General features: G+C 67.7%; 14 protein-coding genes. 2 read left to right on the plus strand and 12 right to left on the minus strand.

All coding sequences use genetic code 11. The features are described from left to right. Positions 1-33: 33 nt before the first annotated feature. Together VGP60_RS33480 and VGP60_RS33485 are read right to left on the minus strand one after the other, a co-directional pair. Complete coding sequence (locus VGP60_RS33480) at positions 34-1,182, minus strand: C40 family peptidase (protein ID WP_327552175.1); 1,149 nt, start codon at positions 1,180-1,182, stop codon at positions 34-36. Next, positions 1,179-2,147 carry a nucleoside hydrolase gene (locus tag VGP60_RS33485; RefSeq protein ID WP_327552176.1) on the minus strand — a complete coding sequence of 323 codons (969 nt, stop codon included), beginning with the start codon at positions 2,145-2,147 and terminating at the stop codon, positions 1,179-1,181. The genes VGP60_RS33480 and VGP60_RS33485 overlap by 4 nt, the downstream gene beginning before the upstream one ends. Positions 2,148-2,197: 50 nt before the next feature. On the opposite strand from VGP60_RS33485, the gene VGP60_RS33490 reads away from it, so the two are divergent. Further along, the gene (locus tag VGP60_RS33490; RefSeq protein WP_327552177.1) at positions 2,198-2,953 is read left to right on the plus strand and encodes an acyltransferase; all 756 of its coding nucleotides are present in this window, start codon (positions 2,198-2,200) and stop codon (positions 2,951-2,953) included. A gap of 171 nt (positions 2,954-3,124) precedes the next feature. Here VGP60_RS33490 and VGP60_RS33495 read toward each other — a convergent pair whose 3' ends face one another. The 10 genes from VGP60_RS33495 to VGP60_RS33540 all read right to left on the minus strand — a co-directional run bounded on the left by VGP60_RS33495 (position 3,125) and on the right by VGP60_RS33540 (position 11,808). Continuing rightward, positions 3,125-3,697 (minus strand): NADAR family protein, encoded by a 573-nt coding sequence (locus VGP60_RS33495; RefSeq protein WP_327552178.1) that lies wholly within the window; start codon positions 3,695-3,697, stop codon positions 3,125-3,127. 13 nt (positions 3,698-3,710) lie between these two features. Beyond that, entirely contained in the window at positions 3,711-4,967 is a 1,257-nt protein-coding gene (gene ilvA, locus VGP60_RS33500; RefSeq protein ID WP_327552179.1) for a threonine ammonia-lyase IlvA, read from the minus strand. A gap of 44 nt (positions 4,968-5,011) precedes the next feature. Then, on the minus strand, positions 5,012-5,341 hold the full coding sequence (locus tag VGP60_RS33505) for a DUF4333 domain-containing protein (RefSeq protein ID WP_327552180.1): 330 nt from the start codon (positions 5,339-5,341) through the stop codon (positions 5,012-5,014). A gap of 178 nt (positions 5,342-5,519) precedes the next feature. Beyond that, on the minus strand, positions 5,520-6,254 hold the full coding sequence (locus tag VGP60_RS33510) for a hypothetical protein (RefSeq protein ID WP_327552181.1): 735 nt from the start codon (positions 6,252-6,254) through the stop codon (positions 5,520-5,522). After that, on the minus strand, positions 6,251-6,757 hold the full coding sequence (locus VGP60_RS33515; protein ID WP_327552182.1) for a YbaB/EbfC family nucleoid-associated protein: 507 nt from the start codon (positions 6,755-6,757) through the stop codon (positions 6,251-6,253). The genes VGP60_RS33510 and VGP60_RS33515 overlap by 4 nt, the downstream gene beginning before the upstream one ends. Further along, complete coding sequence (locus tag VGP60_RS33520) at positions 6,754-7,254, minus strand: hypothetical protein (RefSeq protein ID WP_327552183.1); 501 nt, start codon at positions 7,252-7,254, stop codon at positions 6,754-6,756. Before VGP60_RS33520 ends, VGP60_RS33515 begins: the two co-directional genes overlap by 4 nt. A 38-nt stretch (positions 7,255-7,292) precedes the next feature. Beyond that, entirely contained in the window at positions 7,293-8,747 is a 1,455-nt protein-coding gene (locus tag VGP60_RS33525) for a putative T7SS-secreted protein (protein WP_327552184.1), read from the minus strand. Beyond that, the gene (locus VGP60_RS33530; RefSeq protein ID WP_327552185.1) at positions 8,695-9,324 is read right to left on the minus strand and encodes a hypothetical protein; all 630 of its coding nucleotides are present in this window, start codon (positions 9,322-9,324) and stop codon (positions 8,695-8,697) included. The genes VGP60_RS33525 and VGP60_RS33530 overlap by 53 nt, the downstream gene beginning before the upstream one ends. A 203-nt stretch (positions 9,325-9,527) precedes the next feature. After that, positions 9,528-10,349, minus strand: a complete 822-nt coding sequence (locus VGP60_RS33535; protein ID WP_327552186.1) for an NAD(P)H-binding protein — start codon at positions 10,347-10,349, stop codon at positions 9,528-9,530. A gap of 31 nt (positions 10,350-10,380) precedes the next feature. After that, complete coding sequence (locus VGP60_RS33540; protein ID WP_327552187.1) at positions 10,381-11,808, minus strand: short-chain fatty acyl-CoA regulator family protein; 1,428 nt, start codon at positions 11,806-11,808, stop codon at positions 10,381-10,383. Between the two features lie 224 nt (positions 11,809-12,032). Between VGP60_RS33540 and aceA the strand changes: the two genes are divergently transcribed. After that, positions 12,033-13,319 (plus strand): isocitrate lyase, encoded by a 1,287-nt coding sequence (gene aceA / locus VGP60_RS33545; RefSeq protein ID WP_327552188.1) that lies wholly within the window; start codon positions 12,033-12,035, stop codon positions 13,317-13,319. Positions 13,320-13,449 lie beyond the last annotated feature (130 nt).

Consider the following 13,449-nt stretch of genomic DNA (forward strand, 5'->3'; position numbering starts at 1 on the left):
CACGTGATGTCGACATCTCGTGGCCCGCCGGGTTTAGTTCGTGGGGCGTCCGGCGCCGGCGTAGTCGTCGTTCGGTTTCCGGTAGGTGTGCACCTGCACGGCCTGGCCCTGGGTCGGCGCGTCGATCATCTGCTCGTTGCCGATGTAGAGCCCGACATGGTGGATCTTCGTCTGTGGCTCGCCGTAGAAGATCAGGTCGCCGAGAGCCGGTTCGGACACCGCTTTGACGCTGCGGAACTGGGTGTCCGCGGTGCGTTTGATGGTGATGCCCGCGCTCGCGTACGCGGCCGTCGTGAGCCCCGAACAATCGAAGCCCGGGTCGTTGCCGCCCTTGCCGTTGCCGCCCCAGACGTACGGCAGCCCGATCTTGCTGATCGCGAAGTTGACCGCGTCGAGCACCTTCGGGTTCGGAGCTTCGGTGTTCTTGCCGACGGTGCCGTAGACGTTCGCCGTCGCCAGCGTGCGGTGCAGGAACAGGGGAGCGGGCTGCAGCGAGGTGACCGCGGACCACCAGTCCGCGCCCTTCGCGAGGTCACGGCCGTCGGCGCAGAGCGCTCGCCCGGCGGTCAGCGCCGCGTCGTCGATGTTCTGCTGGTCGGGCGCCCCGCCGGACGCGCTCTGCTGGTACTTCGACCAGATCGACGGCGTCAGCTGCAGCGGGCCGGAGGCGTTCGCCGTCGAGACGACCCTGCCGTAGAAGTCGCGGACTTCGAGCGTGCCGATCTTGTTCGCGGCGACGCCGTTTTCCCCGAGTTGGCCGCCGTTCACCCGGCCGTGGTCGGTGGTCGTCTTGCCGATGGCGGCGAGCGTGATCCACGAGAGGTGACAGCCGGGCTGTTCCTTGCCGAGAGACACCGTCGTCTTGGCGTAGCCGACCATCGCGCGCAACGGGATGTCCAGCCACTGGCTCGTCTTGCTGGCCCAGGCGTCGAACTCCTGGCCCTGCTTCTCCGGAACGGTCACCTGGTCTTGCACGGCGACAGGCACTTCCGTCGGCATCGCGTCCGGGGACGGCGGCGGGGAGGGCGGCGGCGCGGCCGCGGGAGTGGCGGCCTGCTGGCCGGCCGGCGCGAGCTGCACGGCCGCGACCAGTGCTCCGGCGGCGACGACCACGGCTGCGAGGATCACCAGCGCACGACGTTTGCGCGGGTGGTGTTCGGGCGTCTCCTCTGTCTCCATCATCGGCTCCCGGAAAGACGGTCGAACACGAACGCGCGCAGGCCGTCGAGGTCGGTGTCCACCGCGACCTCGACGGTGTTGTCCGGCGTGGTGCCTTCGGGATGCTCGGCGCGGGCCTGCGCCCGGCGACGGTCCACCACCGTCGCGCCGCGGCTCGGGCCGAAGGTGGTGTCGACGTCGATCGGGTACCGCTCGGTCTTGAGGATGCCCGGGCTGATCGCCTCCGCGACGGCGACGGTGTCGTGTAGCACGATGCCTTCGCGGCCGAGTGCCTTCGGGTAGTGCTTGAGGTAACTGCCGGTCAGGCCGGTCAGCGCGCCGCCGACGCCGCCCGACGCGGCGAGCTTCTCCAGCCACTCGTAGTCCACCGCGCAGCGATGGGTCAGGTCCAGCGGGACCAGCACGCACGGCACGTTTTCTTCGACGAGCACGCGGCGCGCCGCTTCCGGGTCGCTCCAGATGTTGAACTCGGCCGCCGTGGTGGTGTTGCCGAAGTCGAGCCCGCCGCCCATGATCACGATCCGCGCGATCTTCTCCCTGATCCCGGGATGGGCCGCGAGCAGCAGCGCGATATTCGTCAGCGGGCCGATCGGGGCGATGGTCACCGGCTCGTCGGCGGCCTCCAGCAGGGAAACCATCAGCGTCACCGCGTCGACCGATTCGAGCTCGCGCGTCGGCTCCGGCAGCGTGTCGGACAGTCCGGACAGGCCGTCGGCGCCGTGGACGTATGCCGCGGTGAAGGGCTGCGGGTGGACCAGCGGCCGCTCCGCACCCGCCGCGACGGGCACGTCCGGCCGTCCGCAGAGCGCCAGCAGCCTGCGCGCGTTGATCGTCGTCGCGGACAACGGGACGTTGCCGAACACCGTCGTCACGCCGAGAAGATCCACGTCCGCGCTGACCGCGGCCAGCGAGATCGCGAAGGCGTCATCGATGCCGGGATCGGTGTCGATGATCAGCTTGGTCCCCATGCCACTCCCTCGATGCCTGTTTTGCCCACCCACAGGCTACGGTCAGCGGCATGACGTCCATGTGGGGTGCGCCGGCGCTGTCCAGGATCAGGTCCTGGCGCCAGGCCCGCCAGGACCCTCAGCAAGCAAGGTTCCTGACCGCGGCCTCCCTGCGCTGGGTGCTGCGCAACCGGGCTTACACGCCTTGGTACCTGGTGCGGTACTACCGGCTGCTGAAGTTCCGGATCGCCAACCCGCACATCATCCTGCGGGGAATGCTGTTCCTCGGCAAGAACGTCGAGATCCACTGCCGTCCCGGCTACGGGCGCATGGAGATCGGCCGTTGGGTGCACATCGGCGACGGCAACGCGATCCGCTGTCACGAAGGCTCGCTCCGGATCGGCGACAAGGCCGTGTTCGGACGGCAGAACGTGGTCAACGGCTATCTCGACATCGAACTCGGCGAGGCCGCGCTGGTCGCCGATTGGGTGTACATCTGCGACTTCGACCACGTCACGGCCGACATCACGGTGCCGATCAAGGACCAGGGCATCGTGAAGGCGCCGGTGCGGATCGGGCCGGACACCTGGCTCGGGACGAAGGTCTCGGTGCTCAAGGGCACCCGGATCGGCCGCGGCTGCGTCATGGGCGCCCACGCCGTCGTGCGCGGCGACATCCCGGACTACTCGATCGCCGTCGGTTCACCCGCACGTGTTGTCCGGAACCGCAAGGACGACTACGCCGCCGACGCCGCACGCCGCGAAGCGATCGCCGACATGGCCCGCAAGGCGAACAAGGCCCTGCAGAAGACACTGGGCGAAGGCTAAGACGCCTGCCGCCCAACGGGATTACTGCGGTAGCCCGGGACTTATCGATGCCGTGAAGGGAACCTTGAGGGACTCTGAGTCCCTCAAGGTTCCCTTCACGGCGTTCCGGCGACAAGCCGAGTGGCACTTTCTCACCAAAGTGCGAAGCCTTCCCTTCAAGGACTGCCGAAGTCAGGCGTTGGCGCGTAGCTGAGCGCGGACTTCCATGAGGGCGAAGCCCAGGAGGTTGAGGCCGCGCCAGCGGTCGGGGTTGCGGGCGTTCTTGTCGTCGCGGTCCAGGCCGATGCCCCAGACGGTGTCCGAAGGCGCGGCCTCGACGAGCACCTGATCACCCGTCGCGAGCAGGAACTTAAGCAGCTTGCGGTTCTGCGAGAACTTCGCGAGGTTCGCGTCGACGACGATGTCGAAGCGGTTGTCTTCCCACTTCTCCTTCTCGAACCCGGCGACCTCGCGGCCGAGGATCTTCGCGTTCTTCGGGTTCGGGTCGGCCTGGATCTTGTCGGCCGTGGCGAAGTCGCCGAACAGCATCGCCTTCGCGGCCATCATGAACTGCTCGGCGGTGCGGTACGTCTCACCGTCGAGGATGAAGTCGGCCTGCCACCACTGGCTGAGGCAGGTGGCGTTGATCAGCCCGCCGTAGGGCGGCTTATGACCGTAGAACAACAGGTAGTCGGGCTGCACACCACCGTGGACTAGCTCCTTCAGTTCGTGCAGACTCCGTACTCCGGCTACCTTGCTTTCCATACCGCAAGTGGTATCACAGGAGGAAGTGGAACATCGGGCTGCCCGGCTCCACCGGCTCCACCTGCAAGGGACTGCGGTTCATCCGGTCGAGCAGGCCAGGCAGATCCGACGGCCGCGCGATTTCGATGCCGATCAGCGCCGGTCCGGTTTCCCGGCTGTTGCGCTTGACGTACTCGAACAGCGTGATGTCGTCGTCGGGGCCGAGCACCTCGTCGAGGAAGCGGCGCAGCGCGCCCGGCTCCTGCGGGAAGCCGACGAGGAAGTAGTGCTTCAGCCCTTCGTGTACCAAGGAGCGCTCGATGATCTCGCCGTAGCGGCTGACGTCGTTGTTGCCGCCGGAGACCACGCACACCACTGTCTGCCCGGGCTCGATCTTGACGGTGTTGCCCAGTGCGGCCGTGGCCAGCGCGCCCGCGGGTTCCGCGATCACGCCGTCGGCCTGGTACATCGAGAGCATCTCGGTGCACACCGCGCCCTCGGCGATCGTCGTCAGCTCGGCGCCGCTGTCCCGCACGAGCGGGTACGTGACGGATCCGGCCAGGCGCACCGCGGCGCCGTCGACGAACGAGTCGACCTCGGCGATCCGGACGGGCTCACCCGCGGCCATCGCGGCGGCCATGCACGCGGCACCCGCCGGTTCGACGCCGACGATCCGCATCTCGGGATGGCGCTCCCGCGCCCAGCCGGCGATCCCGGCGATCAGCCCGCCGCCGCCGACCGGCACGACCAGCACATCGGGCACGAAGCCGAGCTGCTCCACGATCTCAAGCGCGACCGTGCCCTGACCGGCGACCGTCCTCAGATCGTCGAACGCCGGAACCAGCGTCGCGCCGGTTCGCTGGGCTTCTTCCTTCGCCGCCGCGGAGGCGTCTTCGTAGGTCTCGCCGACCACGATGACCTCGATGCGCGAACCTCCGAGCGTCGCGATGCGCTCGCGCTTCTGGCGCGGTGTCGTGCCCGGCACGAAGACCCGGCCGTTCGCGCCCAGCCGTCGGCAGGCGTACGCGACACCCTGAGCGTGGTTGCCCGCGCTCGCGCACACCACGCCATGGGCGCGCGTCTCCTCGTCGAGCTGCACGATGAAGTTGTACGCACCGCGGACCTTGTACGACCGGACCGTCTGGAGATCCTCGCGTTTGAGCCAGACCTGGGCGTCCACGCGCGACGACAACCGCGCGTTGGGCTCCAGCGGCGTCCGGGTGACCACACCGGCCAGGCGCTGAGCGGCTTCTTCCACCAATGCGGCGTTCGCCGTTTCGCATTCCTGCACGGCTAGGGAATCTACGCCCGTGCCCGGTGCCCGTTCGATGTCGGTCAGTTGGCCGGCTTGTCGTCGACCTTCACCGAGTAGTTGGCTTTGCCGTCGGCGTACGAGTTGACCGTCGCGCTGAGGCCGTACTTCAAGGCACCCGCGGCGAGCTCGCAACGGACGCTCTCGCCTGCCGCCGCCTTCACCGGTCCCGGGCAGGTGATCGAGTCCGGGCGCTGGCCGACCTGCTGCTCCAGCACGTCGGCGATGCCTTTCTCGAGGCTTTCCTTGGTGATGCTCGCTTCCGGCGTCGATGACACCTTCACCGAGCAGCCGGTCAGCACGAAACCGGCGCAGCAGACGGCGAGAACGACTGTCCGAACAGGACGGGACAACACGGGTAAGCCTCCTAGGTCGTGTCTGGTGAATCTGTTCGATGGGCTTCGTGATCCAGGTGGTTCCTGGCGGTGCGGGGGATTTGCCCTCGTACCGGGGTCGTACTCGGGTGAATCCCCCGTGCCGTCAGGGGCCGCCTGGGCGCGGAGACCGCGAACTTGATTTACCAGACACGGCCTAGGCCCAGGCGGAACGGGGAACGAGATCGAGCAGGTCGCAGCGTAGGTCCAGCGCTCCGATGAGCTCGGCGGGATCGCGGTGGTCGTCGATCGGGTCGCCGACGTCCAGGTTCGCCCCCAGCAACATGACGCTGCGGAACGGGCGCGGATCGGTCAGCAGGAACCGCGTGACCTGCGGGGTGAGCACGGTCTGGGCGAACCGCCCGTCGCCGGTGCTCACCTCGAACTGTTCGTCGAAGTCCGGGTTTCCGGACTGCAGGTCACGCTGGCCGATCCCGGCCCGGACCCGGCTCTGGGCCCGGGCCACGCGGCTCACGGTCAGCGCCGGCCCCTGGCCGGGGGTGCGTACCCAGATCGTCCGGACGGGGGATCGCTCGCCCTTGTGGTCGACCACGAACGTCGCGGCCAGGAACGGACGGCCACGGTGGGAGCCGGTGATGATGTGCTTCGCCGAGACCGCCCGGGGCGGCAGGTGGTACGGGCTCAGCGGGTCGAAGATCTGCAGCAGGCTCTGCGTCGCGAACTCGTTCTGCTGGTTGTACAGCGAGCAGTACGAGTCGTTGTTCTCCTCGTACCGCCAGCCGCGCCGGGTCAGTTCTTCGTCGAGGCTCGTCAGCGACTGCTGTTCCTTCGCGTCGTACGACCGTCGAAGCCACAGCACGAGAGCCACGATCGCCGCGGCGACGAGCACCGTGCCGCCGACCGCGATGGCGATCACCGCTCCCGCGCTCATCGAGCCTTCTTCTCGTCGTAGACGCTGAACTCTTCGAAGCTGAAGTCGTCTTCCCGGTCCGGACGCCGGTTCGCGGCGGCGGGCTGAGCGGGCCCGGCGGGTGCCGGGCCGGTGACGGCGACCGAGGTCCGCGGGGCGCCGAACAACTGCTCGTCGGAGTCCAGGACCCGGTCCAGCAGTTCGGTGCCACCGAGCCCGCGGCGCACGACCTCGGCCTGTAGCCGGGCCGCCGAAGCCTGTGCCTCGGTGATGGCCCGCATGACGTCGGCCGACAGGACCTCGGGCGGGGTGTCCCGCGCGCGCTCACTGAAGGTGACGGACGTGACCGCGCCGCCGGGACCGGCGACCACGTTCACCACGCCGTCCGGTGAGCTGCCGTGGCCCTGGGCGTCCTTCAGCTCGTCGGCCATGCGGCTGTACGACTCCGCGCGCATGCGGTTGTTCGCGGCCGCGGTGTCGAGCGCTTCGATCCGGGCCAGAAGCTGTTTGGCGGTTTCACTCATCGGGCGCTCTCGGGTTTGATGGTCGACAGGAACTTCTGGAAATCGTCGATGACCTTTTCGAACTGGTCTTCCAGCAAGGCCGACAACACGAGGTGCAGCACCGCGCGCCGGCTCGGGTCCTTCTGATCGCGCAAGGCCATGAAGACCTGGAACTGCACCAGTTCGGCCGGACGGCCGTTCAGGGGAATGGTCAACTTGACGGCCTGGGTCAGCCCGGGGTTCTCGGGCGAGCCGACTTCGTTGCGCCGCCCCACTTTCACGTCCTGGGCGCCGCCCGCGCGCAAGCGCTCCACGGCTTCGTCGGCGATCGCCGTCAGCTCGTCGTCTTCGCCGCGGATCTCGCCGGTGAGCGTGATGTTGGCGGTGAAGCCGTTCCGGACGCTGCCCGGATGCAGCGCCACGAACGCGGCGTCGGGGGTACCGACCTCGTCCGGCGGTACCGAACGCCAGCCCTCGGGGAGCGAGAACTCGATCGGTACCGGAATGGTGGCTACCACGTTGTCTCTCCGAATCCGTTGGTGATGTTCCTGAAGCGTCAGAAGCCGAGGAAGTCGCCGACAGCCCCGGCGGCATTGGCGACGCCGTGTCCGACGTCGGAAGCGACGTCCGCGACATCACCCGCCACATCTTGCACGGTGTCGACGACCGCCGCAGGATCGACGCTGAAGTCGAAACCGACCTTGCCGCCGATGCCGAGTCCGACGCCGACCGAGGCACCGACGTGGAACTTCCCGTCGTCACCCATGCCGACCTGCCCGCTCGCTTCCGCGCCCGCACCGGCCCACGCCTCACCGTGGAGACCGGCTGTCACCCCGGCGACCTCGGCACTGACGTTGCCTTCGACCTTGGCGCCGGCGAACGCCTCGGCGCTGCCTTGAGCGCCGGTCCAGCCGAGGGTGCCCTCGGCACTCGCCTTGGCACCGACGAAGCCCTCGGCTTCGCCCTTGACGCCCATGTGTTCGCCGAAGTTCAGCTCTCCCGCCGCACTTCCCTTGGCCAGATACGCCTCGGCCGACGCACCCGCCGTCAAGCCGAGCACACTCGCACCGGCGTGTGCTTCCGCGCCGGCGCCGATCAGCGAGCCCTCGAGTTTGCCGCTGCCGCCCACGAACCCGGAGTCGAACTTGCCGTCCAGCGAGCCGCCGAGCAGGTCCACACTCGCCGCGGCCGACACCGTCTCTTCGGAGGTGTCGATGCCGAGCTTCTCCAGCAGGCCACCGAGTTTGTCCCCGAGCATGCCGTCGGACTGGCTGCCCCATTCACCCTTGTAGCTCTTGCCGTTCTTGCTGTTCTGCCAGCCGCCGGGATCTTCGTCGACCCACTGCTTCTTCTCGGGGTCCCACTTCTTCTTGGTTTGGCGCTTGTCGGCGCCGAACTCCTTCTCGCCGCCCTTTTTGGTGTAGGTGCCGTCCTCGTTCTTCTCGAAACCGAGTGCCTTGGCGACCGCGCCACCGACCTGTTCGAGTTTGCCGCGCGCGTTGTCCAGGATCTGCTGCGCTTCTTGGACGGCGCCTTGGCCGGGATCGGTGAACGGCGACATGACCTGCCCGGCGGCCTGGGCCTGCTGCGCCTGCGCGTTGTACTGGGCGGCGGCCGCGCGTGAGGCCGCCTGCGCCTGGGTGAACTGCTCGATGGCGCGCTGTGCCTCGGCTTGGCCCCAGTTGAGGGTGTTGCCGTAGTCCACCAGCGCGTGGGCGCCCTTGCCGAGGACGCCGATCGTGTCCGCCCAGTTCGTCGGCTCCTGGCCGAAGATCTCACGGAACCTGTCGCCCGCGCCGCCGACCCACTTCTGCGGGTCGATCGAGCCGAGCCCTTCTTGGATCCCGGCCATCCGCTCGATGTTGCCCACCAGTTCGCGCAGGTCGCCCGAGATCAATTCGGGTTCGCCGGGAACGAGGTCCTTGGGATTGGTCGTCTGCCCCAGTTCGGCCGCCATCTCAGTAAACCGGCCCTTCACCTTGTTCGTCGGATGGCGTGCTGCCTGAGCCATCCGGGAACAGTTCCTTCGAGCGTTCGGGGCTCATGACCCCGGTGGGTTCGTCGATCGACCCGGTGATCTTGCCGGTCGCCCCGCCGGTGAAGCCGCCACCGGGCACGTCGTGCAGCTTGCCGGGAGCGGACTCATCGAAGCGCTCGTTCAGTTCTGTCGGTGTCAGGCCGCCGGTGAACCCGCCGCCCGGTACGCCCTCCAACCCGGCACCGATCTTCGATTCGCCGAGCGGGCCGATGCCGCCCAGGACTGCTCCGAGTCCGCCTTGCCCGCCGGGCGAGTCGAACAGGCCCGCGCCGAACTTGCCGAGCGAGTCCACCGCCCCGGTGTCCGAATTCGCGTACTTCGCCGCTGCCGTGCGCAGATCCTCGCCGTGGCCTTCGGCCTTCTTGGCGAGCTTCTCGACCTCGGTCTTGACGTTGTCGATGAAACTTCCCCAGCCCGTCTGCACGCCGGGATGGCCGTAGTCACCGCTCGGGCCCTGCCACAGCAGGCCCGCCGCGCCGCCGATCACGTCCCCGATCTGGTTCGCGGTCCGGTACAACTCTTCCGGGACCGCGCCGAAACCACCGGTCATCCTTGAATCCCTCTCCGACAAGGCTTAACACTCAGGCGACCATGTCAGAGACATGCCCACCGATTGGGCGACTTAGGACTTGATCACCCGAACGGGTGACGGTCTAGTCCGGTCACCGAGCCCAGCCACGCGCCACGAGATGTCGACATCTCGTGATACCCCGCGTCCGCAACTACCCATCTGTCGACAGATGGCGAACGTCGTTAAGGACGCGGGAACCGCGCCGCCGCCCAGTCGGCGAAGGTGCGGGGAGCTCGGCCGGTCAGGTCGCGCACGGTGGTGGTCACCGGGGAGTCGTCGAACTCGCCGTCGACGAAGAACCGGAAGAACGCGTCGACGTACTGAGGTGGCGTGGTCTTGCTCATCTCGGCGCGAGCGTCCTCGTCGGATTGTGGTTCCAGCCGCAGGTCCCGGCCCAGCACCTCCGCGAGCACGCGTACGCGGTCCGCGGGCAGGATCGCCGCCGGGCCGGTGACCGCGTAAGCCTGCGCCGCGTGCCCCTCGGATGTCAGCGCCACGGCGACCACGGCGGCGATGTCGTACGGGTCGATCGCCGCGATCGCCACGTCGGCGAACGGTTCGCGGATCACGTCACCCTCACGCAGCTGCGGAAGCCACTGCAGCGCGTTCGACATGAACCCGCTGGCCCGCACGAACGTCCACGCCAGCCCGGATTCCCGCACCGCGCGCTCGGCGGCCAGATGCGTCGCGACGACGGCGTTGCTCTCCTGCCCGCCGACGACGGATCGCGACGACAGCAGAGCGACGTGCTCGACCCCGGCGTCCCGCATCACGGCCAGCGCACCGGGCATATCCGGATAGCCGCCCAGCAGGAACACCCCGCGCACGCCGTCGAACGCCGTTTTCAGGCCGGCCGGATCGCCGAGGTCCCCGATCACGGGCTCGACACCCTTCGGCAGTTCGCGTTCGCCACGGACCAGAGCGCGCACCGATTCACCGCGCTGCGTCAGGTGTTTGACCACTTCGCCGCCCACATTGCCGGTCGCCCCGGTCACCAGGATCATCGCCGCTCCCCAGTCAGTCGAAGCCCCAACCCTAGGTCGGTTTCGGCACGGCAGGGTACGGAACGAAGGTGCTGGTGTTCTCGTCCACGGTCAACTGCTTGCCGATGGTCGGGAAGGCGCGTTGCGAGCACGCGGGGCGTTCGCAGACTTTGCAGCCCATGCCGATCGGGGTCGCCGCCGCACGGTCGTCGAGGTCGAGGCCGGTCGAGTAGATCAGCCGCCGCGCGTGGCGTAGCTCGCAGCCGAGGCCGACGGTGAACGTCTTGCCGGGGCTGCCGTAGCCGCCGATGTTGCGCGACACCGTGCGCGCGACCCAGAAGTAGCTCTTGCCGTCCGGCAGCGTGGCGATTTGCGTCAGGATCTTGCCCGGTGAGGTGAACGCCTCGTAGATCTTCCACAGTGGACACGCGCCGCCGACACGCGAGAAGTGAAAACCGGCCGCGGACTGGCGTTTCGACATGTTCCCCGCGCGGTCGACCCGCACGAACGAGAACGGCACGCCACGCAGTTTGGGGCGCTGCAACGTCGAAAGCCGGTGGCACACCGTTTCGAAGCCGACGCCGAAGTGGTCGCACAGCCGCTCGATGTCGTAGCGGAACTTCTCGGCCGTCGAGTGGAAGACGCCGTACGGCAGGATCAGCGCCCCGGCGAAGTAGTTCGCCAGCCCGACCCGGCCCAGTGACCGCGCCGCGGGACCGGAATACGCCCATGAATCGGCCAGTTCCGTGATGAGGTTGTCGTACTCCAGCAGCGCGATCTGCGACGCCATCCGGAACGCCTGCTGCCCGACGCGCAGGCTGGGCGCGAGCCGCAGCACCTTGTCGCCCGGTTGGTAGCGGTGCTGTTCACCGGCGGCTTCGTCGATGCCTTCGTTGACCACCTTCACGCCGTAATGCCCGGTCAGGCGTTCGCGCAGCGCGCTAAGCACGTTGCCGCGCAGCAGTGGGATCTCGGCCGCCATCCGCTCGGCGCGTTCGTCGAGTTCGGCGACGTAGTTCTCGCGTTCGTAGAAGAAGTCGCGGACCTCTTCGTGCGGCAGCGATCCGGCGGCACTTCCGTGCAGGCCGAGGCCGTTTTCCACGGTCAGCGCGGCGGTGTTCTCCACGGCGTTGCGGTAGCTGCGGTGCAGTTTGACCAGCGCCGCCGCGATCGACGGCAGGTTGGTGGCGAGTTCGTTGAGTTCACTGGTCGACACCTCGACGCCGAGCGACTCGTCGAGCAGGGCTTCCTTGACGTCGGCGACCAGCCGGGAGGTGTCGTTGTTGGCGAAGAACTCGGTGTCGACGCCGAATGCCTCGGTGATGCGAAGCAGGACGGGAACGGTCAGCGGGCGCGAATTGTGCTCGATCTGGTTGAGGTAGCTGGGTGAGATCTCCAGCACACGGGCCAGGTCCGCCTGGCTCATCGACCGGCTTTCACGCAGATGCCGCAGGCGTGCTCCGGCGAAGGTTTTGTCCACGACGGCCTCTCTGTCGGGAAGGTTTCCTGCCCTGAACGATTCAGAAACCGATCAAGACCGCAAGGTTGCCAACAAGGCGTTCGCAACCTTCGCAGACAACATACAAAAGGTTCGCAAGAATTGGCAAATTGGCTCTCTGGATCTGTTTTCCCTGTTCATGTCATGGTTCTGCCAAGCAAGCGAGTAGTTGCAAAGTTCGCAAAGCATGAGCATGGGAGTCACCGATGACTGAGCAGGCCGACCGACGGGCACAGGCAGCAGCCGAGCTGACCGAGCAGTGGGCGACCGACCCCCGCTGGGCGGGAGTCAAGCGCTCTTACACCGCGGAAGACGTCGTCAAGCTGCGCGGCAGTGTCGTCGAAGAGAACACGCTCGCCCGCCGTGGCGCGGAAAAGCTGTGGAACCTCGTCAACACCGAGGACTACATCCACGCGCTCGGCGCGCTGACCGGGAACCAGGCCGTGCAGCAGGTGCGCGCCGGCCTGAAGGCCATCTACCTGTCCGGCTGGCAGGTCGCCGCCGACGCGAACCTCTCCGGCCAGACCTACCCCGACCAGAGCCTCTATCCGGCCAACTCGGTGCCCGCGGTCGTCCGCCGCATCAACAACGCGCTGAGCCGCGCGGACCAGATCAACTGGGCCGAAGGCAACACCGACATCGACTGGTTCGCTCCGATCGTCGCCGACGCGGAAGCCGGTTTCGGTGGTCCCCTCAACGCTTTCGAGCTGATGAAGGGCATGATCAACGCCGGCGCGGCGGGGGTGCACTGGGAGGACCAGCTCGCGTCGGAGAAGAAGTGCGGCCACCTCGGCGGCAAGGTCCTCATCCCGACCAAGCAGCACGAGCGCACGCTGAACGCCGCGCGTCTCGCGGCCGACGTGGCCGGCGTCCCGACCGTGGTCATCGCCCGCACCGACGCGCAGGCCGCGACGCTGATCACCAGCGACGTCGACGACCGTGACAAGCAGTTCGTCACCGGCGAGCGCACCGCGGAGGGTTTTTACCACGTGCGCAACGGCATCGAGCCGTGCATCGAGCGTGGCCTGGCCTACGCCGAGTACGCCGACCTCCTGTGGATGGAGACCTCCGAGCCCGACCTCGAGACCGCCCGCAAGTTCGCCGAGGCGATCAAGGCGAAGAACCCGGACCAGTTGCTGGCGTACAACTGCTCGCCGTCGTTCAACTGGAAGAAGCACCTGGACGACGCCACCATCGCGATGTACCAGCGCGAACTCGGCCACATGGGCTACAAGTTCCAGTTCATCACGCTGGCCGGTTTCCACGCGCTGAACTACTCGATGTTCGACCTGGCGCAGGGCTACGCGAACGACGGCATGACCGCCTACGTCGAGCTGCAGGAGCGCGAGTTCGCCGCCGAGTCGCGGGGTTACACCGCGACGAAGCACCAGCGTGAGGTCGGCACCGGCTGGTTCGACCAGGTCGCCACCGCGCTGAACCCGGAGAGCACCACCACCGCGCTCAAGGGATCCACCGAGGAAGCCCAGTTCTGACCCGCCCGGAAGGTGTCGGCACATTTCCGAAGCCCCGGGAGTGTGCCGGCACTTTCCCCCCTTGTGGAGGCAAGTGATGGCCAGGAAACTGCACTACCGCATCGAGGTCGCCGGTTCCATGGAACCGCGG

Source organism: Amycolatopsis sp., from assembly GCF_036008905.1.
GTDB lineage: Bacteria > Actinomycetota > Actinomycetes > Mycobacteriales > Pseudonocardiaceae > Amycolatopsis.

What these genes read in the sequence shown, in the direction of transcription:
- VGP60_RS33480 (WP_327552175.1), bottom strand. Translation starts at nt 1,182, where the DNA reads ATGATGGAGACAGAGGAGACGCCCGAACACCACCCGCGCAAACGTCGT.
- VGP60_RS33485 (WP_327552176.1), bottom strand. Translation starts at nt 2,147, where the DNA reads ATGGGGACCAAGCTGATCATCGACACCGATCCCGGCATCGATGACGCC.
- VGP60_RS33490 (WP_327552177.1), top strand. Translation starts at nt 2,198, where the DNA reads ATGACGTCCATGTGGGGTGCGCCGGCGCTGTCCAGGATCAGGTCCTGG.
- VGP60_RS33495 (WP_327552178.1), bottom strand. Translation starts at nt 3,697, where the DNA reads ATGGAAAGCAAGGTAGCCGGAGTACGGAGTCTGCACGAACTGAAGGAG.
- VGP60_RS33510 (WP_327552181.1), bottom strand. Translation starts at nt 6,254, where the DNA reads ATGAGCGCGGGAGCGGTGATCGCCATCGCGGTCGGCGGCACGGTGCTC.
- VGP60_RS33515 (WP_327552182.1), bottom strand. Translation starts at nt 6,757, where the DNA reads ATGAGTGAAACCGCCAAACAGCTTCTGGCCCGGATCGAAGCGCTCGAC.
- VGP60_RS33525 (WP_327552184.1), bottom strand. Translation starts at nt 8,747, where the DNA reads ATGGCTCAGGCAGCACGCCATCCGACGAACAAGGTGAAGGGCCGGTTT.
- VGP60_RS33530 (WP_327552185.1), bottom strand. Translation starts at nt 9,324, where the DNA reads ATGACCGGTGGTTTCGGCGCGGTCCCGGAAGAGTTGTACCGGACCGCG.
- VGP60_RS33535 (WP_327552186.1), bottom strand. Translation starts at nt 10,349, where the DNA reads ATGATCCTGGTGACCGGGGCGACCGGCAATGTGGGCGGCGAAGTGGTC.
- aceA (WP_327552188.1), top strand. Translation starts at nt 12,033, where the DNA reads ATGACTGAGCAGGCCGACCGACGGGCACAGGCAGCAGCCGAGCTGACC.